We start from the raw sequence: 25750 nt of genomic DNA, 5'->3' as shown, positions 1-25750 counted from the left end.
CTTAATTCATTTTCCCCGGATTGCCATAAATCAAAGCATTATCCGGTATATCTTTAACTATTACAGAGCCTGCCCCTATAACTACGTTGGATCCGATATTAATTCCTTGTCTAACTACTGTATTTGCCCCAACGAATGAATATTTCCCCACACTTACATTTCCTGCCAGAACTACACCGGGGGCAATATGGCTATAATCACCAATTCTGCATTCATGCTCGATTATAGACGAAGAATTGCATATTACGGCCTTTCCTATTTTGGCACAGGCATTTATAATGGCGCCCGGCATTACAACAGTGCCATCACCAATTGTCGCAAGTGGTGAAATCTGTGCCGATTTACTGATAAGAAGTGGGCATTCGACATGTCGAGACAACATCTTATCAAAAATCTTAGACCTGATCTTGTTATCGCCGACACCTATAAAAATATTGCTCTCTTTTAGCAGGTTGGATACATATTCATCATCTTCCGTACCCAAATACTTCAGCTTATACGGATTATTTGCCTTCTCTTGTTTCTCACAATAACCTAAAACATCAAAATCACTAGAAATCAGGGCATCTAACATTACATACGCATGCCCAGAGTATCCAATAATAATTGCTTTCCTTCTCATAACCTCACGCTGCTAGGAAGGTTTACCAACCTATCGGCTATAAATTCGCTATTTGACAAATCGGTTCGCTGTGCGTCTTTGAACATGGGTAATGTATGCATTAAAGCCCAAATTGGTCTAGCCATAACACCATTACTATTCATATAAGCCAAAAACTCCTCTCTTTGGTCTAAGCCATCCAAGAGAATTGCGTTGAGCCAGTAATTCGCCTCAGCGTCTTCGATTTCATTGCAAAACTCAATCCCGTTGGCATTAAATTTTTCCATATAAATAGCCGCCAGCTCCCTTTTATTTTTAACGTACGCACTCAATTGTTCAAGTTGGGCGCAGGCCAATGCGGCATTGAGATTAGGCATCCTATAATTATATCCAATCTCATCATGTATAAAGGCCCATGGATGTGGCACTTTTGCTTGAGTTGTTAAGTGCTTGGCTCTTTTCGCCAATGCCTGATCGTTTGTTATTAGCGCTCCGCCACCACCGCTAGTTACAGTTTTATTTCCGTTGAAGCTAAATATACCTACTTGCCCAAATACACCGGTATGCTTGCCTTTGTAATAGCTTCCGAGCGATTCAGCGGCATCTTCTACAAGTGAAATGTTCCAATTTCTGCATATGTCGGCTATTTCGTCGATTCTACAGGGTAATCCGAATGTGTGCATCGGTACACATGCCTTGATACGGTTCCCCGTTTTTTTATTATAAGTAAAGCCGTCAGCTCTAAGCTCGCCATGTTCGTTAAGGAATTGGGCCAGTGAAGATGGAGACAAACCTAATGTATCTCGATCTACATCAACAAACACAGGTTTAGCTCCTATGTAACTTATTGCATTGCAAGTAGCAATAAAAGTCAAGCTCTGAGAAAGCACTTCATCATCGCGCCGTACGTCGGCCATGAGCAAGCCCATATGCAATGCGTTAGTACCATTTACAATGGCAACGCAATACGAAGCGCCTGTTATTTCGCACATCATTTCTTCGAAGCGATCTACAAATGCTCCAACCGATGAGACGAAGGTAGAATCTAATGTTTCCAATACATACTTTCTTTCATTTCCAATAAAAAGAGGTGCATGTAAGGGGATAAAGTCTTGATTGGGAAATTCGCCTTTTATGAAGTCAGCGATCTCCTTCAAAGAAATATGCATATTACTATATATTATAAATGTCGGCCTTATATTGTTTTAAGTTCTCTTCCTTACTAAACCATTCTATGGTTTCTGCTAAACCTTGCTGAAGAGTATAAGATTGCTTCCAGTTTGTATATTTTTGAATTTTTTCGTTGCTGCCGTATAATCTAAACACTTCCGATTTTTCTGGTCTCAAACGCTCGTCGTCAGTAATGATTTTAGCCTCGGGGTTTATTTGTCTAATTAGCTCCTGGGCCAAATCTCCGACAGAGATTTCGGATTGTGTGGCAATATTGCAATCATGTCCGATTAAACTGTCGGATTTTGCAATTTCTATAAATCCCTTTGCGGTGTCTTTTACAAACAGCAAATCTCTTGTAGGGCTAAGATCCCCCAACTTGATTTCTTTTTTGCCATTAAGCAATTGTGTAATAATCGTTGGTATGACCGCTCTTGCAGATTGGCGAGGGCCATACGTATTAAAAGGCCTTACAATAGTTAAAGGCAAATCAAAGCTTCTATAAAACGAATCGGCAATGCAATCTGCTCCGATTTTACTGGCCGAATAAGGAGATTGGGGTTGGCGAGGATGTATTTCATCAATTGGAATATATTGCGCTGTACCATAAACCTCCGAAGTAGAAGTTACAAGTACCCGCTCTACCCCAAGGTCTTTAGCGGCCTGAACAATATTTAAAGTTCCCTTTACATTAGTATCTATATACGAATCTGGAGAATGGTAGCTAAAAGGGATTGCAATTAAGGCGGCGAGGTGAAAAACCACATCTATTCCTTTCATTGCCGTTCGCACCCCATTAGGGTCTCTGATATCTCCAGCAAATACATCAATTTGGTCGAGAACCGTTTTTGGCAGGCTATCTAACCAGCCCCAACTATTAAACGAATTATAATAAACAAACGCTCGTACTTTGGCTCCCTCTTCAACTAATTTTTCAACCAAGTGGCTTCCAATAAAGCCATCTGCCCCAGTAATTAAAATACTTTTATTTTTTAACTCCATTAATTTTATCTTAAGATTTTTATTAAAATATATCTTTAAAGCTTATTAAAACCTGAGTGACAAAATCTAGATTTTAATAAAATTTTGTGAGGTATCTTCGTGCGGTAAAAAAGAATACCCCAATTAAACCCGCGATCATTCCCCAAAACACAACCATTACTTTTTTACTTACCTGTACTTTTTCAAGAGGTAGCACCGGTGTATCTATCGTTTCTATCAGGGGGGTCTCTCTTCTAAGTGTGATTCTGGAAAGTTCCAGGTTTTTAACCAATTCTGTTAAAACCGCTTTATTCATTTCAGCATTGAACTGAGATCTTTGGGCCCCACTTCTCAAGACCATTCTTGTTGGATTTATATTAGGGGTTTCATCTAGTGTTGATACGGCTGAAACTATAGCACCGTTTAAAACCAATTTAACAGAATCGCTTTGTCGTTTAAGTATCGCTACATTCTGTGCAGATTTCTTTGTTTTAGTCTGTACATAAAAGTCATTTACAATTTTAACTAACTGATCGTTGAAAGCCTTGGCAAAGAACTCATCTATTGCTCTTACTTCTACCTTTATGATATTCAGTTTTTTATCTGGCCGGCTCACAGTCAAATAGCTCTTCCGAATATTTGACGTAAATTCGCCAATCAAGCTGTCTTGAGCCCTAGTAAACAACTCTTCAGGTTTTTTAGCAAAATATAGGCTCTGTTTTCCCAACTTCTTTGAAAGGCCTTCCCTAAGTTTATTAAAGTCAATATACCTATCGATTAATAATTGCTTTTTCCCATTTATTAATACTTCGCTAAGCAGTGTTTTTTGGAGTGTAGTTCTAGACCTATATAGTTCTAATAAATTATCTCCCTGAAAAAGGCTACCGTTGCTCCCCAAGTCAATACCTACCATCGAGGCAAGTCCTGAATATTGTCCTAAGCCCCCAGAGCCTCCGCCTGCTTCTTCAAGCACAAATGTTGTTGATGCTACATAAATTATTTTCTTTGAACTGGCATATAAATACCCTAATGCAGACCCTAATAATCCCATTATTACGAGAACAAGCCATTTTGACAAGATATAGCGGAACCATTCCTTGCTCTTTAGCATGATTTCTTTTAATGAAATCTCATCCGTTAAATTTTCCTGTTCTTGATCTTTTTTGACGATCATTTCAATATTATTTTAATACTCTTCTGTTTAAGTGAAGACCTGTATTTAATTCGCTTATCTGCCACGGGATACTATCTCAATAGACTAACTATAATTGCCGCCAATGATGCCAAACCCGTTCCGATACCTATCCAAGCCTGTGCGCTTAATTTTTCGCGCTCTGCACGTTTTGGCACCATAATTTCTGCCCCCGGTTTTACTTTTGGATAACTGTTAAAAAATAAGAATTTCCCTACCGCTGCAGCTGACCCATTTGCATATTTAATATAAACTCCTCCTTTTCTAGCATTAGACGTAAAACCACCCGCATTATTAATATATTGTTTTAGACTTTTCCCTGGCAGGAATACTATACTGTTAGGATTTAAAACTTCACCTGTAACCTTAACTGTCTGCAAAGTTCTGGGCACACGAATGACATCCCCATCTTCAACAATTAAATCATATTTCGACAAGGGGTTACTTAAAATCTTTTCTAAGTTTATACCTACCAAATCGCTTTGAATTAATTTCTGTTCAATTTCAGCCTTAACTGTGTCTTTTACTCCTGATTCTTGTGCCCTTTTTAAACTCAAGAACTTCTTATCCTCTTCTTCTTTATTATTAATCGCATTTTTATCGGTCGGATTTACTTTTTCTGCTCCTGGTCTTTTTAAAGAAGCACCATCTGCATAAGCTGACGACGTAAGACCACCTGCTCTTCTAATAAGGTCAGAAATTCTTTCATTTTTATTGGTAATCGTATATGGCCCAGGATAAACTACCTCTCCTTCTAATTTAACTTGCTTTTGCGTAGTATATCCTTCTGCACTTCTCACTGAAATGATATCAAAAGGTTTAAGTACAAAAGAATTATCCTGTATTTTTAGATTTTGATCAACATTTACCGTAAAGACCTCTGCAGTTTTTGCCTTTGCAGAAGTCGCATCACTATTTCTAACTCTTCTCGAAATCTCAATCCTATTTGGAGTCGCACCTTCTCTAAATCCGCCTGCTAATTGGATAATCGATTCAAGAGTCATGTTATCGGCAAAATCAAATGTCCCAGGTAAACGAACCTCTCCTTGGATGCTTACTTTATATTCATCGCGTAGGTCGAACACAGAGGATATTGTAATTTTATCTTCACGTTGTAAAGGAATATCTTCTGTGGTGCCTGCCATTACTTTAGCAATATCAAAAGACAGCATCGAGAAAGTATTATTTGGATTTAGTCTGTTAATATAGGCGCGATTCAAAAATGCATCTTCTGTTAATCCTTCGGCTTTATTGATCAATCCTTTTACGGTTAACCCTTTTTCTAGTTCGTAGATTCCTGGTCTAAATACTGCCCCTAATATCTCTACTCTATTATCAAAACGATCTAAAATCGCTTCTACAATATATTTATCACCATTCTTTGGCTCATAAGTATTAAATTCTGATGCCGAAATATCTGATATTCTTCTTTCTTTATCTGTATTTTGGAAGGATTTGATTTTAGCAGTATAAGCCTGGGTGGTAAAGCCTCCCGCGAAATTAATTACATCTTGTAGTGTTTCGCTCTTTTTGATTTCAAACAGGGCGGTTTGCTTAACTTCTCCCGAAATTTCTACTCTTTTTTCGTAAACTGGTACATGAATAACATCCTGGTCTTGCAATCGGATGTTATCCTCCTGAATGCCTTTTAATAAAAAACTGTAGACATCAACAGTCTTGATCACTTTATTATTTCTAATAATTTGAATATTCCTGAAGGATCCATTATGCGATGGGCCACCACAGGCATACAGTACAGCATAAACAGTTGACAGTGAAGATACCGTAAATGTACCTGGTTTAATTACACTACCTGTTACAGTTACTTTAATACTTCTGATATTTCCGAGGTTTACGGCCAAGAAAGAACGGCCTGTAGTTATTGCCTTATATGTTTTCGACATTGCTGTCTTAATTTTAGACGTGGCTTGCTCTATAGTCAATCCACCTACAGCAATTCTTCCCACATATTGGATGTTGATTATACCATCTGGACTTACCTGCGGATTATAACTTGCTTCGTTATCACCTGTTAAGTCAATAATCAATTTATCATCAGGGCCAATAATATATCCTTGAGGTGTTGCAATCCGAAGGTTTGGCTCAAAGGTAATATTGCCATTACGAAATAGCTCTGAACCAAATATTTTTGGGGCAACTTCATCGTCTTTCTCTTTCTTCTCATTAGCAATGTTTCCACCTTGCGTAGTTTCACTATATTCTCGCCCTGTATTAGAAGATTTGTTTTCCGTTTGCGTTGTTGTTCCTTGACTACGCAATTTATTTACCCGCAAACGCAACTTTTGGATTTCTTCTGTTTTCATACCCCTAGCAGAGGCCATTTGCTCCAGTTGTGCTTCTGTATAGCCTATTGATTCTGCATCTTTGATCATTTTCAGAATTTGCGAATCAGATAGCTGATCAACTTTTACATCTACATAACTGGTTTGAGCTATAGAAGAAAAATGAAATACACATGAAAATAAAACAAAGGTGATTAATAAAGTTACTTTTTGTCTCATTGGTATTTTGTATCTTAGGTATCCGTATATTTCTACACGGTATTATTAAATTAATATTTAGCCTTTAAGCTTATTCAAAATAATTGAGCGTATTAAAGCCCCCATCTTTTAAGAATTCATCCTTTTTCATCAAATGTAAGTCGGAGGTCACCATATCATTTACCAATGCAGGTAAATCATATTTTGGTCTCCATCCTAGTTTGGTCTTCGATTTACTAGGATCGCCCAACAACAAATCAACTTCAGTTGGCCTAAAATATTTCGGGTCCACTCGCACAACGGTCGTGCCAAGTTTTAGGTTATTTGAATTTAAACCTAACTTTTCAATTTTTTCTTGGTCTATATCAATAATTACGCCCTTTTCCTGTTCTTCTTTTCCAGAGAACTCGATTTCAATCCCAAGTTCAGCAAAGCTCATTTTTACAAAATCGCGGACAGTTGTCGTTATTCCTGTAGCGATTACAAAATCTTCTGGTTGTTCTTGTTGCAAAATGAGCCACATGGCCTCTATATAATCTTTAGCATGTCCCCAATCACGTTGTGCCGATAGATTACCTAGATACAAGCAGTTTTGAAGGCCCAAGGCTATTTTGCAAGCAGCACGGGTAATTTTGCGCGTAACAAAGGTTTCACCTCTTAAAGGGCTTTCATGGTTAAACAAAATTCCATTGCAAGCAAACATGCCATAAGCTTCACGATAATTTACGGTAATCCAATAGCCATATATTTTGGCCACAGCATAAGGCGAACGCGGATAAAATGGTGTGGTTTCGCTTTGCGGAACCGCCTGTACCAGGCCGTACAATTCGGAAGTTGAGGCTTGATAAATTTTAGTTTTGTTTGTCAACCCTAATATTCGCACGGCCTCTAATAACCTTAAGGTGCCTATCCCATCGGCATTCGCAGTGTACTCCGGCATTTCGAAACTTACTTGCACATGGCTCATAGCTGCCAAATTATAGATTTCGTCTGGTTGGGTTTCTTGAATAATGCGAATCAGATTGGTAGAATCGGTCAAATCGCCATAATGCAATTTAAATCTTACATTATTTTCATGTTGGTCCTGATATAGATGATCGATACGATCGGTATTGAATAAAGAAGACCGCCTTTTAATACCATGAACAAAATAACCTTTTTTTAAAAGGAACTCAGCTAAATAAGCTCCATCTTGTCCTGTTACTCCTGTAATTAAGGCAACTTTCATATTAAATAACTAATTCTTTCAAGCTTGCAAACTTAACAAATAATTTCTGCCTTTTACTACAGAAACTTTACATTTAAATGGATAAAAATCCACAAAAGTCATTAGCCGACATTAGTAAAAGCAAATGTTTAAACTCATATGTTTACTTTAATCATCTTGAATTATTAAAGGCGTGCATCTACAAAGATGCGATTGATGAAAGATTTTGTATCAAAGATAATGGCACCATTATTTTTTAAATCTTCGTAATCTATATCAAGAAATTTATCATGAGCTACGGCCAGAACAACTGCATCGTAAGTAATGGTTTTTATCTCAGGAATTAATTTAAGCCCGTATTCTTTTTTAACTTGTAGCGGATTTGCCCAAGGGTCATAGATATCTACAGAAACCCCAAACGAACTAAGTTCCCTATAAATATCGATTACTTTGGTATTCCTAGTGTCAGGGCAATTTTCTTTAAATGCAAAACCTAAAATGAGTACTTTTGAATTCTTAATATCTTTATTCTTGGTTAGCATCATTTTGACTATCTTATTCGCCACGAATATGCCCATTTCGTCATTTACTCTACGTCCAGATAGAATAACTTCTGGCTTATAACCTAAAGATTCCGATTTATAGGCCAAATAATAAGGATCTACACCTATACAGTGCCCGCCAACTAATCCAGGTTTATATCTGAGAAAGTTCCACTTAGTACCAGCTGCTTCTAGCACATCATTGGTGTCAATACCCATTTTATCAAAGATCAAAGCAAGTTCATTCACAAATGAAATATTCACATCTCGTTGAGCATTTTCAATTGCCTTTGAGGCCTCAGCCACTTTAATACTGGATGCTTTATGTGTACCGGCGGTAATAATACTAAGGTAAAGCTGATCTATCGTTTCCGCTGTCTCTGAATTAGATCCGGAAGTAACTTTTTTAATTTTTGTTAGCGTATTTATCCTATCGCCTGGATTGATGCGTTCAGGTGAATAACCACAGAAAAAGTCGACATTGTATTTTAAACCCGACGTTTCTTCTAATATCGGTACACAATCTTCTTCTGTACATCCCGGATAAACCGTCGATTCGTAAATTACAATATCATCCTTTTTCAACAATGAACCAATCATGGCAGAGGCCTCTAGAAGCGGCCTTAAGTCTGGCTTTTTGATTTGATCTATTGGTGTTGGTACAGTTACAATGTAGATATTACATGATTGGATATCAATCGAAAACGAAGAAAAAACCAGATTTTTAGATTGGAGCGCCTGTACCAATTGTTTTAAATCAGCTTCTTGAGTTTTATCTATGCCATTTTTTAATTCATCAATTCTGCTTGGGTCAATATCAAAACCTACAACCTTGTATTTCTTTGCAAATTCTATTGCTAAAGGCAAACCAACATAACCTAAGCCAACTATTCCAATCTTTATATGTTGGTTCATTATTTACCTTACTATCTTTAATAAATATTCGCCATAACCACTTTTTAAAAGTGGTCTTGCAATTTCCTTTAACTGTTCGGCATTAATGAAGTTCATTCTGTAGGCTATTTCTTCTATGCAACCTATTTTCAGGCCCTGGCGTTCTTCGATAATCTGTACAAACTGGCCAGCCTGCATTAAAGAGGTAAAAGTGCCTGTATCTAGCCAAGCGGTTCCCCTGCTCAAAATACCTACTTTTAATTTGCCTCTTTTGAGGTATTCTTTATTAACATCGGTAATTTCGTATTCGCCCCTGGCCGATGGCTGGATATTTTTGGCAATCTCTACTACAGAATTATCATAAAAATAAAGTCCTGGCACTGCATAATCTGATTTGGGCTCTTTTGGCTTTTCTTCTATAGAGATGACCTTATTTTCCTTATCAAATTCTACCACGCCGTATCGCTCCGGATCAGAAACCTGATAAGCGAACACCACACCGCCATCGGGATCTGCGGAAGCTTGTAGCAACTTAGCCATTCCGTCGCCATGGAAGATGTTGTCTCCTAGAATAAGCGCTACTTTATCCGTACCAATAAATTCTTCGCCAATTACAAAGGCTTGGGCCAAACCGTTGGGCTCGTGTTGTACAGCATAGCTAAAGCTACACCCTAAACTTGCACCATCACCCAATAGTTTTTCAAAATTTGGCAAATCATGTGGCGTAGAAATAATCAATACCTCTTTAATTCCAGCTAACATTAAGATAGACAACGGATAATAGATCATGGGTTTATCATAAACCGGCATCATCTGTTTGCTCATGGCTAATGTTAAGGGATGCAGCCTCGTACCGCTTCCTCCTGCTAAAATTATTCCCTTCATTGGTTTTATTTGGTATGGATTAATCTTTTGAAGTTACGCTATTTTCCAATTCGGCGTACCATTCGGCACCATATTTTCTGATCAATGGCTCTTTAAGGAACTGGTAAACTGGCACTTTGAGTTCGCGGCCAAAGGTACAAGCATCGCTGCAAATGTGCCACCTATCGTAATGCAGCACATCAAATTCTGGATATTTGGTAATCCGGATCGGATAAAGGTGGCAAGAAATTGGTTTTTTCCAATCCACCAAACCTTGCTCATAGGCTTTTTCGATGGCACATTTGGTAATGCCGTTTTCGAAAGTTACGTAGGCGCATTCTTTATTGCCATCTACGCAAGTGGTGGTCAAGTCGCCATCTAAATCTACAACATAGGTACCTTGGGCCTCGATGGCTTCAATGCCTTTTGGCGCCAACAAGTGCTTGATTTTAGGATAGATTTCCTGCAGGATTGCAGTTTCTGCCACTTCTAGCGGGGCACCCGAATCTCCTTCTACGCAACAAATCCCCTTGCATTTATTCAAATTACACACAAAGCTTTCGCTAACCACATCTTCATGCACTAAGGCATTTTGTACTTCAATCATCTGTTTGAGCTAACTTCCTATTGGATATTTCAGGCCTTCGGCCGATTTGATTTCTAGTGTTACCGAACCTACCAAAATCTCTACCTGCGCCTTTACAGGCACCCTGTTACCATCATCGGTTATCCAAAGGTACAATTTACTATCTTTTCTAAAAACACGCCCTGGCTTAATGGAGGGGCTGAATTTGAGGCAACGGATATTGCCTAGTTTACTTTTTACGTTTTCCTTGCCCACATATTCTATTTCTAGCGCACTGATTTCGTCGCCCAGAAAATAGTTGAGCTTGAACTTCTCGCCGATTTTCAGTTTCGAAATATCCAAGCTACGGGCAAAATAATAGGCCGAAACCAAATCGAATGTTTGCGTGGTTGGCGTAGCAAAAGTACCTCTATTAGCCACCACTTTCTTGTCGTCCTGGTGAAACCTTGCCTTGTCTTGCCTCCGATAGCTGGCCTCCCTGATATTTTCTTGATAGAAATAAGGGGTAAGGTCGGTTTTGTCGATATAGGAATCGTAATGGTCCCTGATCTTGTAAAAAATATCGAAAGTGCCCGAAGTCTGCGCATCGACTGACAGCCTATAGGTAGGTTTATTGTCGAATTTGACATCGGTACCCAATACTTTAATAGTAGCTTCGGCAGCGGTTAAAAACCCATACTTCAGCTTATAACTCAATACCTCTCCCTCTTGAAAGATGGGCTCTTTCTTAAGTGGCAGCTCTTGTGCCAAAGCCTGTACGCCAAATAATGTTACAGCTATTCCTATTATTAGTCTTCTCATATTTGGTGAACAAACAAAAAGCAATCCAAAAAAATTAGTCCTTACGCTTATAAATCGGCACTGTTGAGCAAGGTTCACCAAACATAATGCTTTTGGCCACCGGCGTTAGCAATGCCGTAATTTCTACATAGGCAGCCACAGGCACTTCCAAGTCGGCGCAACCTTTGATCACCACACGCTGTCCGGCAAAGGCATTAAGGTCTATTTTGGCCAATGCCTTGCTATAAAGCACGGCTTCAAGTACATCAAGGTTGCCAAACACTACTTCGTTGGCGTATGGTTGCATTTTATTGGCCAGTAACATATAGGCCCAAGTCGGCACAATGGCATCGGCGCTGCAAATAATTGCTACGTTTTTATCCTGATACTGCGACCAGTCGTGTTCCTTGATAAAGGCCCTAAAATCCTGCTCTTTGAGAATCAGCCCATGAAACAGATTGTCTTTAATATCATACACCAAGCGTTCTCCTTTGTGGAAATATTCTTCCAGATTTAGGGTTAGCAAACCACTTGAAGCCACTTTATTAACGATGTTTTCCTGAATATCCATAACCTCTATAAAATAAAAAACCGTCCCGACTAAAGTGGGGACGGTTGTAAAATTACGCAATTCAGCTTAATAGAATTTCACCCTATTGTCTTTTATATCGCTTTTTTCTTGTAATGCCTGGAAAGCAGCGCCTAAAGAGCGTTGGCCTAAACCAAGCAACATCGTTTCTTTTTGCTTAAATGTGTTGCCCAATGGTGCAGGAGCGGTGAAACCTTCTACGGTAAACACATACACGCCTTTCTCGCCATCAACTGGTTTAGACAACTTGTTTACAGCCGAACCGAAAATAGTACCAACTACCTTGTTTTCTTGGGCCAAACCTGGAATGATCGGGTTTGCAAACACCATATTTTGTACTGGAGTAGCGGTTTTGCCTAGTTTTTGGGCTACTTGATCAATGTTTGAAGCACCTGCCAAGGCTTTGTTAGCCTGCTCAGTCAACATTTTTGCTTTAACGGCATTCATGACCATAGGCTGGATTTGTTTTTTTACATCTTCCAAGCTCAATTGGCCTTTAGGTTTAATATCTGTTAAATGGGCAACTACAAAGCCATTGTCCATGGTGTAAACCTGACCAAGTACATCGCCTTTTTTGGCATCGTATGCATCTCTGATCAGCTGACGAGGATTATCCAAGCCTGGCGCAAAGCCTTGTGAAGAAACTACCTTGTCGGCCACACCCACGGTATAACCTTGTTTTTGAGCCAAGGCATTGAAGTTATCGCCTTTAACCTCGTTTAAGAAGTTAGACGCTTTTTTATAGGCAATATCCCTGGTTTTGGCACTTGGGGCCAATGTTTTCTCGATATAGGCCAATTTAGCCTCTTTAGAAGAACCGATTTGCTTTTCGATCTTGATCAAGTGAACACCGAATTGGGTTTTTACTACTTTCAAGTCGCCGGTTTTTCCGCCAAATGCTGCCTCCTCGAATGGAGCTACCATGGCATTGCGGCCGAAGGTACCCAAATCGCCACCTTTATCTTTAGAGCCGTCTACGCTATATTTTTTGGCCAGTTCGGCAAAGCTTCCGCCTTTTTGTACTACAGCTTTTAGCGAGTCGGCCATTTTAAGTGCATTGGCTTCGCCACCTACTTTGCTCGGATCGATTAAGATATGGCTTGCTTTTACCGAATCAGGAGAGAAACGGGTGCTAATCACCTTGATCAGTTTATAGGAATTGCCTGAAAATTTAGGACCGTAGAAACTTCCTGCAGGATAATTGAAAATTACCGAATCTACAGCCGGATCCAATTTTCCTTTAGCAATATAAGCATAAGGAACTTTTACGTCAGAATTGTTGATGGCAAACAACGAATCGTTAGGCGTAACCTTGAAATCGGCAGCCAATTTCTCTACTTGTGCTTTAACTGCTGCCGAATCGGTTGCAGTTGGCTTAATGCTGAAAGAAACATATTCGAAAGAACGGGTCTCAACAGGATTGTCAAAACGTTTTTTGTTGGCATCGTAGTAAGCTTGATAATCAGCATCTGTAATTTTTACGTCTTTGTCCAAAACGGTGCTGTAATCCAGGTTTACATATTTGAAGTTAACCAGCTTGTTGCGGTTGATGTATTCGTCGTTGGCTTCTAATGAAGTTACGTATACCGAATTGCGAACTAGGTTGGCATATTTTTGTTGCAAAGCCTGTTTCTCGATTTCGGCCTGTAGCATATCCCATTGTTGCTTAAGCTTAGGGTCTTTTTGTTGTGCTTTTAACGAAGTAATTACGGCATTACGGTCAAGCTCGCCTGTTTGCGGGTTTGAGAAATACTGTTTAATCAGTGGGCTTGGATTTTTGCCTTGCAAAAGGTCAAAAAGCTCATCGCCTGAAACGATTAGGCCCAAACGTGTATATTCTTTGGTTAACAACACATTGGCAATTTCGCCCTGCCATGCCTGATCAACAGCCATGGCCTGCATTTGCGGGTTGATGCTGCCACCATATTGCTGCTTAAACTGTGAAATGCTTTGTTCTACCTTAGGATTAAATTCTTCATATTTAATCTCCTCGCCGTCTATAGAGCCAACCGAAGTTCTAGAAGCTCCCCAAAGAGACGAAGTATGCTGCAACAAAGGCTCTAATACAAATAACGCTAATACCACTGCGATACCTCCTACTAGAAAATACCCCATCTTGGTACGCATGAAAGTCATTAATCCCATATTATTCTTATTTTATCAATTTTTTTTAAGAGGGCGCAAGATACAAATTTGCAACTAATTAGAAAATATAATTTTCATCTGTTTAGCTATTGATTTTCAGTGGTGATAAAGCCATCCTGATTTTTTGTCCATTTCTGCTATACACCTCGGCAAATCATGATGGTTTTAGTTGATTTTTGCCTTGAATTAAGCAGATAGTCTGCTAATCTATATTTGTTTAAGGGACTATTTTATCTTTAAGATAGCCTTCGGCAGCGGCGTCTTTAATGTTATAGGTACTAAAATCCTGGGGAGCCGAAAACTGTGTTCCTGTAACTACATTGCCATCTTTAGTGGTAACCGTACCAAAAGGCGAAAAATACATCCGCTTGTTTTCGTCCCAGGTCAGTTCTTCGGTGGTAAAAGTAATCTGATCGTTGATCACCACCACGTGTTTCCTAAAAATGGTGATTTTTTCGCCTTCCTTGTTGATGGCATAGTCAGAAGTGATAGAGCCTGTGCTTTTGAGGTAATCGTCGAAAAAGTTGATTTTTATACCCTTAGGCATTTCATTGTACTTTGGCCCTTGCGATGGAGTAACTTGGTCGAGAATGGGGGCAAAACCTTTTGCTTTTACTTTGGCCGAATCGCTATAGATAATTTCTACGCCATAAGAACGGTCTTTGCTCAAGGTAATCTTCTTGGCCGAGATTGCGGTGGCATTCTTCAGGTCATCGTCGTTGCAAGCCAGCATGACGCTGCTCAGCACCACCAAAAGCAACAATAGGCCAAATGGGTTACCCGACTTTCTCATCAGTGTACATTTTTTTCATCTGTAACGAAAATTTACGCTACAAAGTCTGTCTTAGTCGAACCTAAATCTGCTGAACCACTTATCGTTAAGTGTAAAGCCCAAGTGGAAATTGATGTATTTTTCTTGAAGCAGGCCGTTGCTAATGGTTCCTCTTTTGCCCAGCTCGGCACTGAAGTTCATTTTATAAAGGGTTCGGCCAAACGACGATAAAGGCAAGCCTAAGCCTACCGTAACGGCCATTTGCTTAATGTCTTGTCCGGCCATTTGGATGTAGGTTTTATCGTATTGGAAGCCAAAACGGTAATCAACCCTTTTAAAATAGCCGTTAATCGCGGTAATATCTGGTGTAATCTGGCCTCCAACAGAAAAGCCATAAGTATCTTGCAAGCCTTGGTTTACCTTGTCGATGGTTAAGTTAGACCATTTGCCTATGCGGTAGTCGGCACCAAACAACCATTTATTGTTCTTTTGGATGCTGATACCAAAGTTGTGTATCAAAGGCATTTTAAGATTTGTTGGCGCATTTTCTACAAACACCAAGGTATCGATTGCCGTTTGTTCATTGCCTTGCGAATCGTTATAATATTGCGTAACGACCTGGCTTCTTTTCGAATTGATTTTAGACGATGAGGACCCCGAATAGCCCAACATGATCGTGGTTTTGCTATCTAGGCTAATGTCATACTGTGCACCATAAGAAAAACCAATGCCGCCTACGCTGTTTTTAGCCTGCAAACGCGAATTGATGGCGCCTGGTTCGTTTACATATTCTGTAGAACGGTTTTCCAAAAGGTTACCAAACAAATATTCGGCATTGGCGCCAATCCTAAAATGATCGCCAAACTGTACACCATAGCCCAAATAAGCTTTGGTTAAGCCACCTTCGCCGGTATACCTGTAATCCACGTTTTTGGTATTGTCGGTAGTGGTACCCACTTTTGTAGAATTGATAAAGTTGTAGCCCAGCTCCGAATAAGGCATGATGCCAAAACTCAATGCCGATTTTGTCGTTACCGGAAAAGCAAGCGCCACATGGCTCAGCGTTGAGTTGAAACTATTCTCTTTTTGCGTGCTGTTGCTCAATTCGGTAAAGCCTGCGGCCATTCCGATATCTAAAGTTGTTAGATTGATCGATGCATACGAGGCCGGGTTCTGCATGTTAATGTTATTGAAAAAATTAACTTTGTTTACCGCGGTAGAAACGCCACCCATTGCCCTAAGCTGGGGCAGCAACGAACCTTTGATGTTTCCTACTCCGAATTTAGAATATGGAGATTGCAGGGTAATTTGTGCATTTGCAATTACACCTGTCAGCAAAAGGCAAACTACAAATGTATATCTTAATTTTTGGTACATATTAGTGTATAAAAACTTCATTCAATCCTTTTAGAACCAAATAGGGTTCGTTTGTTATTTGGGGTGCAAAGATGCTATTTTTTAATTGTTTACTCAAAAAATCGGCATCGCCACCTGTTATTATGACCCTCAGGTCGTTGTATTTCTTGTTTTCTGAAGCTATAAATCCTTCCACTTCGTTCAGCACGCCCAACAAAACGCCGCTTTTGATGGCATTGGCGGTATCTGTGCCTTCCGGGATGGATTCTTCCTTATCCCAGCTGATCAGCGGCAGCCTACCGGTATAATGGTTCAGCGCCTTAAACCGCATGTTGATGCCTAAACTGATGCTTCCTCCAAAATATTCGCTGTTGGCGGTCAGCACATCGTAGGTAATGCAAGTTCCCATGTCGATCATCAAACAATTGGCGCCAGCATATAGGCCTTTTGCCGCAATTACCTTTGCCCACCGGTCTAATCCTAGCGTGGGCTGCGTTTGGTAGTGGTTTTTAATGCCGGTGTTGATTGCGGTGGTAAATGGGATATAGCGAACAGACCGGCTCAAAAAGTTGCCTAGTGCTGTTACATCTCTGCTTACGCTAGAAACAGTGGCATTTTTTACCTGGTAGGTTTCGATTAGGCTTTGCAGGCTAATTTCGTCCAGTTCTTTTAGCCTTTGGAAATGAACCATGGTCTGATGGTCGAAAACCGCAAGCTTACTATTTGTATTTCCAATATCAATAACCAGATTATGCATAAGCTCAAGCCTGGAAAGATTTGTCCGCAATTTGAACCAGAAAAGCTACTACTCCAAATTTCATGGCACAAAGCTATCAATCTTTGGCAAGTTTCAAGGTCTCAAATTGTTAAAAAAGGTTAAACAAACAAAAAATACTGAATGCTGCATACCAAAATGGCGAACAAGCTTTCGTAGAACCAGCGTTTTTTGGCATTTGAAAAATAGTAGGCCAGCAACACCGCACCCGGTGGTACGCACAGCAAAAAATGGTAAACCCTGAAATCGGGCTTGGTATAAAAGCTGATGATGACGATTACAAACATGAAGAACAGCATCTGAAAAGCCTTGCGTGTGCTGATAAAGCTTCTGAAAAAATTCTCGCGCAGCTGCAGGGCGGCCAAAATGATGATTACACCAATGGGGATCAAGACTAGATAGTCGTTATAATTGATTTGCAGGGCCGAAGGGAATTTATTGATCAAGGGCTTCCAGATCTGGTAAAACTGGCTGATTTTATCATTCCAATAATAAAAAACGGCGATGAAGAAAAAGATGGTAAGGAAGCCGATAATGCCCGCAATCCATTCGCGCCAGTTGAACGAGCGATACAGCAAAAGGCTGAGCCACAACATGAGCAAGAGTACGATGAAGGGGAAATAGATGAGCGTACCCAAAGCGATGATCATGCCGATATCGAACATGGTCATCATGGCATTGGTGGTTTTGCCAATCTTCAAGAACTTGTCCATGATCCAAATGAGCAGGAAGTTGCAAATGAGCGGCGGACTCAAAATCAAAAACTGCAAAAACAGGCTAGAACCTGTTACATACAGGAGTGCGGGCAGATAGCTCGGTTTGGCCAACAGGCCGTGGTTGTTGATGATGCGGTTAAAAAGCAAGGCCTGAGCAAAAGTGACGACCATGGCCAAAACGATATTAATGGCCGGCGAGAACGAATCGGCAATCGGAATTTGGATCAGCAACTTGGCATAAGGCTCCAAAAACTCGAAACTCAAGGGATCTGGCAAATGAATGAAAATAGCCAAACGCATAAAAATGGTGTATGCGGCCAGCAATAAAAGATTGAATGGGCTTAAGCTCCGAAACTGATTGATCATGCCTGTTAATAAGGACAAAGTAAAGAAAATTTCGTGAAATCTTCTTGTGGTTAGTGCTTAATACACCACGGCCGGTGGTGAAGAGGTTATAGCCGAAAAATATGGACTATTTACGACTACACTCTGGTATATTTCTTCACCACTTGGTCAATAATAGCCGCTGTTTCATCGGGAAAGTTAAACTGGTGTTCCTGTGGCTGCGCTACAAACTGCTTTAACATGGGCAACCAGTTTTTATTGCTGCCCCAAATTACCGGCAAACCCAATTTTTTTAAGGCATAGGCATTGCATTGCTGTTCGTACTGGAATTTCATGGGGGCCACCAACAGTTTTTTGCCCAAGAAAAGGGCTTCGGCCGGGCCCTCAAAGCCACCTCCGGTAAAGACACCCTCGCAACTGGCCATACTTTTGTTAAAACGCTCGTTATTGATCGGCTCTACAAACACGTTTCCGTCGGCATAGCTGAGTTTGGTATGTTTTGAAAAAACCTCCCATCTTACATTAGGGATCTGTTGCAGGAGTTTAACCAGGTGCTTATCGTCAATGGCGGGCAAGTAAACGGTATAGTGGCCCAAATTGGTGGCCTGCAGGTTCCTGATTTCGCTCCTGATCACCGGTGTGTAGATAAAATCGTCATAACGCTCAAAATGAAAGCCGATATGATGGGTGGTGGGCGCATAATGGCTTAAGATGAGCTTGCCCCAATCAATGGTTTTGGGACGCGGCACTTTTCTCGATTTAAATGAAGCCTGGTGGCTCAGCGAAACGCTCTCTAGCTTTTGCATTTTACAGGCCCAGGCGGTAACCGGTTCAAAATCGTTGATAATCAGGTTGTAATCGGCTAGCGGCACTTTGCGCATGTCTTTGCTAAAACGTGGCAAATTCATGTTTTTCCAGGTTTTATAGTGGTCTACCCCACCCTTTTTCCCAAAAACAAAACTGAAGCCATGCAATTGGTATTTAACTTCCTGGCTCAGTTTGACGTCGGCTTGCGTACCCGAAACCAAGATGTCTAAATCTCCGTGCTGCTGCAACAAGGGCACGATTTCCCTTGCCCTGCTAATGTGCCCATTACCAGTACCCTGAATTGCATAAAGTATCTTCATCCGCTCCTAATATCTATATTTTTCGGCAGTATTTATAGTTTTAATGGAAATGAAGCGAACATGGTGGTTTTATGCTTTAGGCAATTTCTAGCTTGATCTTTTGCAACAAGGTATTCACATCCAATTTGCTGTGCAGGTCTTCGCCGTCAGACAGGATTCCTTGTTCCACATCGTCCTTCTCAAAATCCTTGTATTCGAACTTAAAGATTTTCCATTCTTTTTTGTGGTATTCCAAGGCGGTAAGGCTTTCTACCCAATCGCCGCTGTTCAGGTATTTAACCCTGCCCTCTTCGGTACTGATTTCCCTGATTTCGGGCTGGTGAATATGCCCGCAAACCACATATTCGTAGCCTTTTTCTATGGCCAGTTCGGCGGCTGTTTGTTCAAAACTGTTGATGAATTTTACGGCATCCTTAAACTTAGCCTTTATCTTTTGCGAAAAGCTCATTTTTTGTCGACCAAGCAAGGCAAGGCCCCAGTTTACGAAACTGTTGATCAGGATTAGGCTGTCGTAGCCAATGGCTCCCATTTTGGCCAGCCATTTAGAATGCTGCATCGTTACGTCGAAAATATCGCCATGAAAAAACCATGCTTTTTTGCCGTCGAGCTCGAGCACGAGTTTATTTTGCAAGTGGAAAGTACCCATGTGCATATCGGCAAACTTGCGCAGCATTTCGTCGTGATTGCCGGTAAGGTAATAAACCTGTACGCCCTCCACCATAAACTTCATCAGTTTGCGCAGCACTTTCATGTGTGATTCTGGCCAGTATCTTTTGCTGAACTGCCAGATGTCGATGATGTCGCCATTCAGAATAATCATTTTGGGCTTGATGCTTTTCAGGTATTTGAGCAGTTCTTTGGCATGGCAACCATAAGTACCCAAATGCACATCAGAGATTACGGCAATTTCTACTTCTCTCTTTTCCATGGACTGATTTTTTGGGGATAAAATGCTAGATGCCCATATAAACCGGCATCCAAAGCTGTTGACAAAGGCCTTAGCCTAATCTTCTTCTTCATCAATAGTCAGGTCGTATGGACTAAAGAAAAAAGCAATGATGACAAGAAGGCAAACAATCAGAAACAGTTCAGGCATCTTGATACAGTTTTATAATGCAAAATTGCAAGCAACAGATTAACAAGATGTTAAGAAAACATTATTTCAAACAAATGTTAACAAATTGAAAAATCAGGAAGGCATTGGTGAAGGCCACCAACAAACAATAAAAAAGCCCCTTGCTAGGCAAGAGGCTTCAGATTATTTGAATGATCGGGCATTAAGCCGCTTTCTTCTTTTTGTTGTCGGTATAAAAACCAAAACCCAAGAATGCCAATAGCAAGACAGAACCAAGCAAAGAAATCTTCTCGCCGGTATAGTATGATTTTGGCTCGAACTTGAATTCAACCTTGTGGTTGCCTCCAGGCAATTGCGCAGCACGCAATACGTAGTTTGCCCTGAAATATGGTTTTTGAACGCCATCTACATACATGTTCCATCCTTTGTCGTAATAGATTTCAGAGAATACGGCAATAATATCTCTTGGCGCGCTATAGCTGTATTCGATATGATCTGGATGGTAATGCTCCATTTTGATGAAAGCAGTTGGATCGGCGCCCAAACGGGTAGTGTCGATCTGTTTTTTATACTGCTCGTCAACAATAGCTTCTTGTTTTGGATCGAAACTGCTAATGGCTTTCATTTCCTCGTCGGCATTTTTTACAAACTGGATTCCTTTTACAATCCATACGTTGCCTAAGGCCGTGCTGTTGCGCTGCATCTTATAAGAACCATTTTGCGGATCTTGCAAAATAAAATATTTGGCATTAAGCATATCCAGCACATCTTGGTTCACACTTTTTCCAAATTGGTGCTCAATGAGTTCGTCGTAACGTTTAAGCTTGGCCGCATGGTAGCCCCCAATGGTTTTGTGGAAAGCTGAAGTACTTGCATTCTGAAAGGTTTCTATACTCTGATCGTACACCCTAAAGTTTGGATCTTTATCAGACATGATGAAAGTATCGACATCACGTGGCTGGAAGTAGTTGTTTACCGCACTTTCGTTTTCAAAGTTTTTATTGTTCAGGTAACGGCGGTCAACCTGCCACATATCGATCAATACGGCGAGCGCCAACAAGCCACAGGCTAATTGCGTGTTCATTTTTTTGGTAATCAATGCCCAAACAATGGCAAAACCAATAACAATGAATAGGAAAGAACGAATGGCATCGGCGCGGGCAATGGAAATCCTATCTTCAACTACTGCCGAAGCCAGTCTATGCGCAACACTCGCATTGTTCTGCAGGCCTTGGGTTAAATGCGCCACAAGTTCATCATGAGCCTGGGTTTTAAAGCTAAAGAATAAGGTTGGCAAAATAGCCACAACTAAAGCAAAGCCCCCAGTAATACCTGCCGACCAGGTCAGTTTTTTAATCAACTCCTTCTGATCCATTTTGGATTCCATCGCTTCTTTAATGGCCAAAAAGGCAAGGATAGGCACCATGAGGCCAACAACGGCCAAAATAGATTCTACCGCCCTGAATTTGTTATACAGCGGGAAGTAATTAAAGAAGATATCCGATACGAATGGAAAGTTTCGGCCAAACGACAGCAGCATAAACAATAGCGTTACGGCTAAAGTCCACCATTTGAGCCTGCTCTTCACGATAAACAAACCAAACACAAACAAGAAACACACAATGGCACCAAAATAGTAGCCTCCGGAAGTGCCTGGCTTTTCGCCCCAGTATTGGTTCATGTTTTGAGCAAAAAACGATAGAATCTGGCGTTGATCCTGCTCAGGATATTGAGAAAAACTCTCTCCGAAAGCCTTGTAGAAATGGCTTTCGGGCTCCATCATCTTGTCTATGCTCGAAGCACCGCCATATAAATCGGGAATGAGGAAGGTAAAGCTTTCGCCCACACCCTGGCTCCAGTTATAGGCATATTTTTTAGACATACCCGCATTTTTCTCGGTTGCATCGCTGGTTAGGTTAGACTTGCCACGGTTGGTTTCCTTGGCATATTCTGAGGTCGTCCACAATAAACTCGCGTTTACCATAACCGCCAAAATCACTGCAAGGCTTAAAAAGCCAATGGCTTTGCCCAAAGCGGGCAGCGTTTTGTTTTTATAGGCCTGATAGATTTCGATACCTACAAAAATGAGGATGGCCAAGAACAGGTAATAGGTCATCTGCACGTGGTTGGCCCTGATTTCGAGCGCCAAAAACAAGGCTGTTAAGCTCCCGCCCAACCAATATTTGCCACGCAAAGTGATCAATATACTGGCTATGATAGGCGCAAAAAAGCCGATGGCCAATGCTTTATTACTATGGCCCGCAGCGATAAGCACAAAATTATAGGTGGTAAAGGCAAAGGCTATGGCCCCCGCAGCGGCCAGCCAAGGGTTTATTTTCAAGGTAATGAACAAGAAATAAGCGCCTACCAACAACAAAAGCACGGTACCTACTGGATCAGGAAAGGTTTTTGTAATTAAAGCGATACCATAGGTAGCACCATTATAGGCATACTGTACCCAAATTTGGTAGGCAGGCATACCACCAAACATTTGGTTGGTCCAAAGAGGTCCTTTGCCATCTTTATCCTTGTACTCCATAATCTCCTTCTGCATCGCTTTCGATTGGACTACGTCGTTCTGCACAGGGACTTTCCCCTGCATTACGGGGCTAAAGTACGCGAAACAAATAACCGCAAAAATTGCAATGATGGCCAAATGAAGACCATTCTGTTTAAACCAATTGTTCATTAAGGTTTTATATTTAAAATTAAACTAAGCCCAAAAATAGAAAATTGATGCAGATTAAAAAGGAAAAATTTGGGGAAGTGCCATGAGGCCGCCATTTGCAAGCGCCTATTCGTTCCAAGACACCCCGATTAAGTTGCCCCCAACACAACCAGATGAGCTCAACCAAAATTAATTTCAATAATATTTGAAAGTTCAGAAAATTATCCTAAATTTGATGAACGAAATAAATGACAATTTACCACCGAGCCGATAGGCTCATTTTACGAAGTATTAATTTCATTTTTTTCTGAAACTTAAAAACAAAATGATGGATCCGCTAGTTAACCACCTCATCCTTTACGACGCCGAATGCCCAATGTGCAACCTCTACACCAAGGCTTTCATTAAAACAAAAATGCTGGATCCAAACGGCAGAGCGGCTTATCAAAATACTCCAGCAACGGTTTGTTCTTTGGTGGATAACAAACGAGCAGTTAACGAAATCGCTTTGGTAAACACAAAAACCGGCGAAGTAACTTATGGGATCTATAGCATCTTCAAGATTTTGGGCAATGCCATGCCTTTGTTTAAACCACTTTTCAGCTTCAGGCCTTTTGCCTGGCTAATGAGCAAAGCGTATGCCTTTGTTTCTTATAATCGTAAAATGATCATTCCCTCAAAAGCTAAACCCAATGAACTATTGCCCGATTTTAAATTGCACTACCGAATTGCCTATTTAGTTTTTACCTGGCTGTTTACTGCCTATACCCTTACCGCCTATGCCAAAATCTTAAGTCCGCTTGTACCATTGGGTACAGCATATCGCGAATACTTGATTTGTGGGGGACAGATTGTATGGCAAGGTTTGGTTTGTCTTTGTTATAAACGCGAAAAATATTGGGATTACCTGGGCAATATGATGACGATTTCTTTTGCAGGGAGTTTATTGTTGTTGCCTATACTTCTAATAGATCGCTTTGTTTCTGTTGATGCCCTAATTTGTGTCTGTTACTTTTTAGGAGTGGCTGGAGTCATGTTTTTGGAACATTTGAGAAGAGGACGAATCCTAGACTTAGGGCTTACCCTCAGTATCACTTGGGCTATTTATCGATTCGCTGTTTTGGTTTGGATTTTAATCTAATTGACGATGAAAAAGTATAAAAAAATTGTACTTGCCGGTGGCAGTGGCTATTTGGGTCAAGTTCTGGCCAGGCACTACAGCAGTTTAACAGAAGAGGTCATTATATTGGCCAGAAAGCCCAAAACCAAACAAGCAAACATCAGAACCGTAGTTTGGGATGGCAAAAGCGAAGGAGCTTGGGCGCAGAACCTGGAACATGCAGATTTGTTGGTCAACCTTTGCGGCAAAAACGTCAACTGCAGGTATACTCCTAAAAACCAAAAGGAAATTATCAGCTCGCGTGTTACGCCTACTCGATTATTGAATTGGGTTGTCGAGCGCATGGAGAATCCGCCAAAAGTGTGGATCAATATTACTTCTGCTACTATTTATCGCCATGCTGAAGATTGCGCACAAGACGAAATTAATGGCGAAATAGGTTACGGTTTTTCTGTCGATGTCTGCAAAAAGTGGGAAGCCGGTTTTTTTGAAACTTTCCTACCGGGCACCAGAAAAGTCGCTCTGCGCATGGGCATTGTTTTGGGTCGGGCCGATGGTGTTTTTCCAAGGCTTTTGAATTTGGTTAAGTTTGGCCTGGGCGGGAAGCAAGGTAATGGCCAGCAATATGTGAGTTGGATACATGAACAGGATGTTGCCTTGAGTACGGAATGGATATTAACACATAATGATATCAAGGGAATAGTAAATTGTACGGCTCCAAACCCTATTAAAAACCATGAATTGATGAGGTTGATAAGAAAAGCTTATGGCATTCCGTTGGGCTTGCCTAGTTCAACCTGGATGTTAGGCATAGGTGCTTGGCTCATTGGAACCGAAACCGAGCTGATCTTAAAAAGCAGATGGGTTTTGCCTAGCCTTTTGCTAGCCCATGGTTTTAAATTCCAATATCCAGCTGCCGATCTGGCAATCACGGATTTGATGGCCCAGGCAAAGATTAGTTAGCCATGAGTTGAAAACTGGTAATCAGGCACTGAATTTTTCACCACCTCAGACACCTAAGTAGTTGGGGCATTGGGGTGCAGCAATCCGGAAACTATTTTACTTCTTCAAAGTCTACGAAATCGCCCAGTTTATCGGCGTTGCCTTTTTTGTCTTTCTTGTTAGGCATATAGTCTATGCTGATAGACCCCTCAGGTCTTCTTGATCTTTGTTGCTGTTGTTGTTGCCCATAATCGCCTTGGCCTGGCATAGTTCCGAAGGCTTTTCTGACCATTACTGGAAATATCATCCGAACCAATATGCGAATGATCCAAAGGATGAGGATGGCTATGAAGAGGAATTTTAACAAACCCATTTTTATCTAATCTAAAATTCAAAAACAAAAGCTGATCATTGCCATTGCGACAATTTTAACCAACCCTTAAACACAAATATAGACGAGGTAAGCGTTTTTTTGTTACTTTTCAAAAAGATAGTTACACTTTAATTACAATTGGCAACTGCAATTGTTTGCAAACAGTCTTATCGGCTATTCTTCAATAATCTCCACCACCCGACCAACCTGTCCATCATCCAGCCTGACTTTGATCCCTCTCGAATGGAAAGCCGCCGAGGTTAATATATTCTTCACAAAGCCATAGGTTACGGTGCCGTTTCGTTGGTCTTTTTTCAGGATGATGCCTACTTCCAAACCCGGATAGATGTCTTTTCTGTTTTGTCCTTGCATACTTAAAATGGTCCATTGCCTGTTTCCCTAACAAATAGCTGTATGGCCATTCAAAAT

Annotated in this window: 23 protein-coding genes; 2 read left to right on the top strand and 21 right to left on the bottom strand. The window is 40.7% G+C overall.

From position 1 onward, the window contains the following. Position 1: 1 nt before the first annotated feature. The 19 genes from AC6H1S_RS01300 to AC6H1S_RS01210 form a co-directional block, all read right to left on the bottom strand. Positions 2 to 622, bottom strand: a complete 621-nt coding sequence (locus AC6H1S_RS01300) for an acetyltransferase (protein WP_497564836.1) — start codon at positions 620 to 622, stop codon at positions 2 to 4. Continuing rightward, on the bottom strand, positions 619 to 1770 hold the full coding sequence (locus AC6H1S_RS01295) for a LegC family aminotransferase (RefSeq protein WP_497564835.1): 1152 nt from the start codon (positions 1768 to 1770) through the stop codon (positions 619 to 621). Before AC6H1S_RS01295 ends, AC6H1S_RS01300 begins: the two co-directional genes overlap by 4 nt. Positions 1771 to 1774: 4 nt before the next feature. Then, complete coding sequence (locus tag AC6H1S_RS01290; RefSeq protein WP_497564834.1) at positions 1775 to 2773, bottom strand: NAD-dependent 4,6-dehydratase LegB; 999 nt, start codon at positions 2771 to 2773, stop codon at positions 1775 to 1777. Between the two features lie 73 nt (positions 2774 to 2846). Next, positions 2847 to 3926, bottom strand: a complete 1080-nt coding sequence (locus AC6H1S_RS01285; protein ID WP_497564833.1) for a lipopolysaccharide biosynthesis protein — start codon at positions 3924 to 3926, stop codon at positions 2847 to 2849. Between the two features lie 71 nt (positions 3927 to 3997). Further along, the gene (locus tag AC6H1S_RS01280) at positions 3998 to 6466 is read right to left on the bottom strand and encodes an SLBB domain-containing protein (RefSeq protein WP_497564832.1); all 2469 of its coding nucleotides are present in this window, start codon (positions 6464 to 6466) and stop codon (positions 3998 to 4000) included. Between the two features lie 70 nt (positions 6467 to 6536). Further along, on the bottom strand, positions 6537 to 7673 hold the full coding sequence (gene gmd / locus AC6H1S_RS01275; protein WP_497564831.1) for a GDP-mannose 4,6-dehydratase: 1137 nt from the start codon (positions 7671 to 7673) through the stop codon (positions 6537 to 6539). Between the two features lie 164 nt (positions 7674 to 7837). Beyond that, a complete protein-coding gene (locus AC6H1S_RS01270; RefSeq protein WP_497564830.1) occupies positions 7838 to 9109 on the bottom strand; it encodes a nucleotide sugar dehydrogenase in 1272 nt (423 codons plus the stop codon). A gap of 3 nt (positions 9110 to 9112) precedes the next feature. After that, positions 9113 to 9973 carry a glucose-1-phosphate thymidylyltransferase RfbA gene (gene rfbA, locus AC6H1S_RS01265; RefSeq protein WP_497564829.1) on the bottom strand — a complete coding sequence of 287 codons (861 nt, stop codon included), beginning with the start codon at positions 9971 to 9973 and terminating at the stop codon, positions 9113 to 9115. A gap of 19 nt (positions 9974 to 9992) precedes the next feature. Beyond that, entirely contained in the window at positions 9993 to 10559 is a 567-nt protein-coding gene (locus AC6H1S_RS01260) for a DUF3109 family protein (protein ID WP_497564828.1), read from the bottom strand. Positions 10560 to 10568: 9 nt separating this feature from the next. Further along, positions 10569 to 11339, bottom strand: a complete 771-nt coding sequence (locus AC6H1S_RS01255; RefSeq protein WP_497564827.1) for a DUF3108 domain-containing protein — start codon at positions 11337 to 11339, stop codon at positions 10569 to 10571. Positions 11340 to 11373: 34 nt separating this feature from the next. Further along, the gene (locus AC6H1S_RS01250) at positions 11374 to 11889 is read right to left on the bottom strand and encodes a DUF2480 family protein (RefSeq protein ID WP_199141407.1); all 516 of its coding nucleotides are present in this window, start codon (positions 11887 to 11889) and stop codon (positions 11374 to 11376) included. A 66-nt stretch (positions 11890 to 11955) separates the two neighbouring features. After that, positions 11956 to 14052, bottom strand: a complete 2097-nt coding sequence (locus AC6H1S_RS01245; protein WP_497564826.1) for a peptidylprolyl isomerase — start codon at positions 14050 to 14052, stop codon at positions 11956 to 11958. Positions 14053 to 14269: 217 nt separating this feature from the next. Further along, positions 14270 to 14845, bottom strand: coding sequence for an LptA/OstA family protein (locus AC6H1S_RS01240; protein WP_199141409.1), 576 nt, complete (start codon positions 14843 to 14845; stop codon positions 14270 to 14272). 51 nt (positions 14846 to 14896) lie between these two features. Next, on the bottom strand, positions 14897 to 16222 hold the full coding sequence (gene bamG, locus AC6H1S_RS01235; RefSeq protein ID WP_497564825.1) for a BamG family beta-barrel-assembly machinery protein: 1326 nt from the start codon (positions 16220 to 16222) through the stop codon (positions 14897 to 14899). Next, positions 16203 to 16937: a type III pantothenate kinase gene (locus AC6H1S_RS01230; RefSeq protein ID WP_199141410.1), complete on the bottom strand. Its 735-nt coding sequence runs from the start codon at positions 16935 to 16937 to the stop codon at positions 16203 to 16205. Before AC6H1S_RS01230 ends, bamG begins: the two co-directional genes overlap by 20 nt. A gap of 119 nt (positions 16938 to 17056) precedes the next feature. Then, positions 17057 to 18037, bottom strand: a complete 981-nt coding sequence (locus AC6H1S_RS01225) for a DUF6427 family protein (RefSeq protein ID WP_497564824.1) — start codon at positions 18035 to 18037, stop codon at positions 17057 to 17059. Between the two features lie 116 nt (positions 18038 to 18153). After that, complete coding sequence (locus AC6H1S_RS01220; protein WP_497564823.1) at positions 18154 to 19143, bottom strand: glycosyltransferase family protein; 990 nt, start codon at positions 19141 to 19143, stop codon at positions 18154 to 18156. Between the two features lie 76 nt (positions 19144 to 19219). After that, positions 19220 to 20071: a UDP-2,3-diacylglucosamine diphosphatase gene (locus AC6H1S_RS01215; protein WP_497564822.1), complete on the bottom strand. Its 852-nt coding sequence runs from the start codon at positions 20069 to 20071 to the stop codon at positions 19220 to 19222. Between the two features lie 349 nt (positions 20072 to 20420). Next, the gene (locus tag AC6H1S_RS01210; protein ID WP_199141414.1) at positions 20421 to 22907 is read right to left on the bottom strand and encodes a YfhO family protein; all 2487 of its coding nucleotides are present in this window, start codon (positions 22905 to 22907) and stop codon (positions 20421 to 20423) included. A 304-nt stretch (positions 22908 to 23211) separates the two neighbouring features. On the opposite strand from AC6H1S_RS01210, the gene AC6H1S_RS01205 reads away from it, so the two are divergent. Next, complete coding sequence (locus AC6H1S_RS01205) at positions 23212 to 24027, top strand: DCC1-like thiol-disulfide oxidoreductase family protein (protein WP_497564821.1); 816 nt, start codon at positions 23212 to 23214, stop codon at positions 24025 to 24027. A 6-nt stretch (positions 24028 to 24033) separates the two neighbouring features. Next, positions 24034 to 24969 (top strand): TIGR01777 family oxidoreductase, encoded by a 936-nt coding sequence (locus AC6H1S_RS01200; RefSeq protein WP_497564820.1) that lies wholly within the window; start codon positions 24034 to 24036, stop codon positions 24967 to 24969. Positions 24970 to 25060: 91 nt separating this feature from the next. On the opposite strand, the gene AC6H1S_RS01195 is transcribed toward AC6H1S_RS01200, so the two are convergent. Both AC6H1S_RS01195 and AC6H1S_RS01190 read right to left on the bottom strand, forming a co-directional pair. Beyond that, the gene (locus AC6H1S_RS01195) at positions 25061 to 25321 is read right to left on the bottom strand and encodes a DUF4834 family protein (protein ID WP_199141297.1); all 261 of its coding nucleotides are present in this window, start codon (positions 25319 to 25321) and stop codon (positions 25061 to 25063) included. A gap of 174 nt (positions 25322 to 25495) precedes the next feature. Further along, positions 25496 to 25693 carry a YwbE family protein gene (locus AC6H1S_RS01190; protein ID WP_199141296.1) on the bottom strand — a complete coding sequence of 66 codons (198 nt, stop codon included), beginning with the start codon at positions 25691 to 25693 and terminating at the stop codon, positions 25496 to 25498. Positions 25694 to 25750 lie beyond the last annotated feature (57 nt).

The sequence above is a fragment of the Pedobacter sp. TM02 genome (genome assembly GCF_059705275.1).
Note: the sequence above shows the minus strand (reverse complement) of the source record. Positions and strands in the feature narration are given on the sequence as shown.

Coding starts and splice junctions, on each gene's coding strand:
- AC6H1S_RS01300 (WP_497564836.1), bottom strand. CDS start 622: ATGAGAAGGAAAGCAATTATTATTGGATACTCTGGGCATGCGTATGTA.
- AC6H1S_RS01295 (WP_497564835.1), bottom strand. CDS start 1,770: ATGCATATTTCTTTGAAGGAGATCGCTGACTTCATAAAAGGCGAATTT.
- AC6H1S_RS01290 (WP_497564834.1), bottom strand. CDS start 2,773: ATGGAGTTAAAAAATAAAAGTATTTTAATTACTGGGGCAGATGGCTTT.
- AC6H1S_RS01285 (WP_497564833.1), bottom strand. CDS start 3,926: ATGATCGTCAAAAAAGATCAAGAACAGGAAAATTTAACGGATGAGATT.
- AC6H1S_RS01280 (WP_497564832.1), bottom strand. CDS start 6,466: ATGAGACAAAAAGTAACTTTATTAATCACCTTTGTTTTATTTTCATGT.
- gmd (WP_497564831.1), bottom strand. CDS start 7,673: ATGAAAGTTGCCTTAATTACAGGAGTAACAGGACAAGATGGAGCTTAT.
- AC6H1S_RS01270 (WP_497564830.1), bottom strand. CDS start 9,109: ATGAACCAACATATAAAGATTGGAATAGTTGGCTTAGGTTATGTTGGT.
- rfbA (WP_497564829.1), bottom strand. CDS start 9,973: ATGAAGGGAATAATTTTAGCAGGAGGAAGCGGTACGAGGCTGCATCCC.
- AC6H1S_RS01260 (WP_497564828.1), bottom strand. CDS start 10,559: ATGATTGAAGTACAAAATGCCTTAGTGCATGAAGATGTGGTTAGCGAA.
- AC6H1S_RS01255 (WP_497564827.1), bottom strand. CDS start 11,339: ATGAGAAGACTAATAATAGGAATAGCTGTAACATTATTTGGCGTACAG.
- AC6H1S_RS01250 (WP_199141407.1), bottom strand. CDS start 11,889: ATGGATATTCAGGAAAACATCGTTAATAAAGTGGCTTCAAGTGGTTTG.
- AC6H1S_RS01245 (WP_497564826.1), bottom strand. CDS start 14,052: ATGGGATTAATGACTTTCATGCGTACCAAGATGGGGTATTTTCTAGTA.
- AC6H1S_RS01240 (WP_199141409.1), bottom strand. CDS start 14,845: ATGAGAAAGTCGGGTAACCCATTTGGCCTATTGTTGCTTTTGGTGGTG.
- bamG (WP_497564825.1), bottom strand. CDS start 16,222: ATGAAGTTTTTATACACTAATATGTACCAAAAATTAAGATATACATTT.
- AC6H1S_RS01230 (WP_199141410.1), bottom strand. CDS start 16,937: ATGCATAATCTGGTTATTGATATTGGAAATACAAATAGTAAGCTTGCG.
- AC6H1S_RS01225 (WP_497564824.1), bottom strand. CDS start 18,037: ATGATCAATCAGTTTCGGAGCTTAAGCCCATTCAATCTTTTATTGCTG.
- AC6H1S_RS01220 (WP_497564823.1), bottom strand. CDS start 19,143: ATGAAGATACTTTATGCAATTCAGGGTACTGGTAATGGGCACATTAGC.
- AC6H1S_RS01215 (WP_497564822.1), bottom strand. CDS start 20,071: ATGGAAAAGAGAGAAGTAGAAATTGCCGTAATCTCTGATGTGCATTTG.
- AC6H1S_RS01210 (WP_199141414.1), bottom strand. CDS start 22,907: ATGAACAATTGGTTTAAACAGAATGGTCTTCATTTGGCCATCATTGCA.
- AC6H1S_RS01205 (WP_497564821.1), top strand. CDS start 23,212: ATGATGGATCCGCTAGTTAACCACCTCATCCTTTACGACGCCGAATGC.
- AC6H1S_RS01200 (WP_497564820.1), top strand. CDS start 24,034: ATGAAAAAGTATAAAAAAATTGTACTTGCCGGTGGCAGTGGCTATTTG.
- AC6H1S_RS01195 (WP_199141297.1), bottom strand. CDS start 25,321: ATGGGTTTGTTAAAATTCCTCTTCATAGCCATCCTCATCCTTTGGATC.
- AC6H1S_RS01190 (WP_199141296.1), bottom strand. CDS start 25,693: ATGCAAGGACAAAACAGAAAAGACATCTATCCGGGTTTGGAAGTAGGC.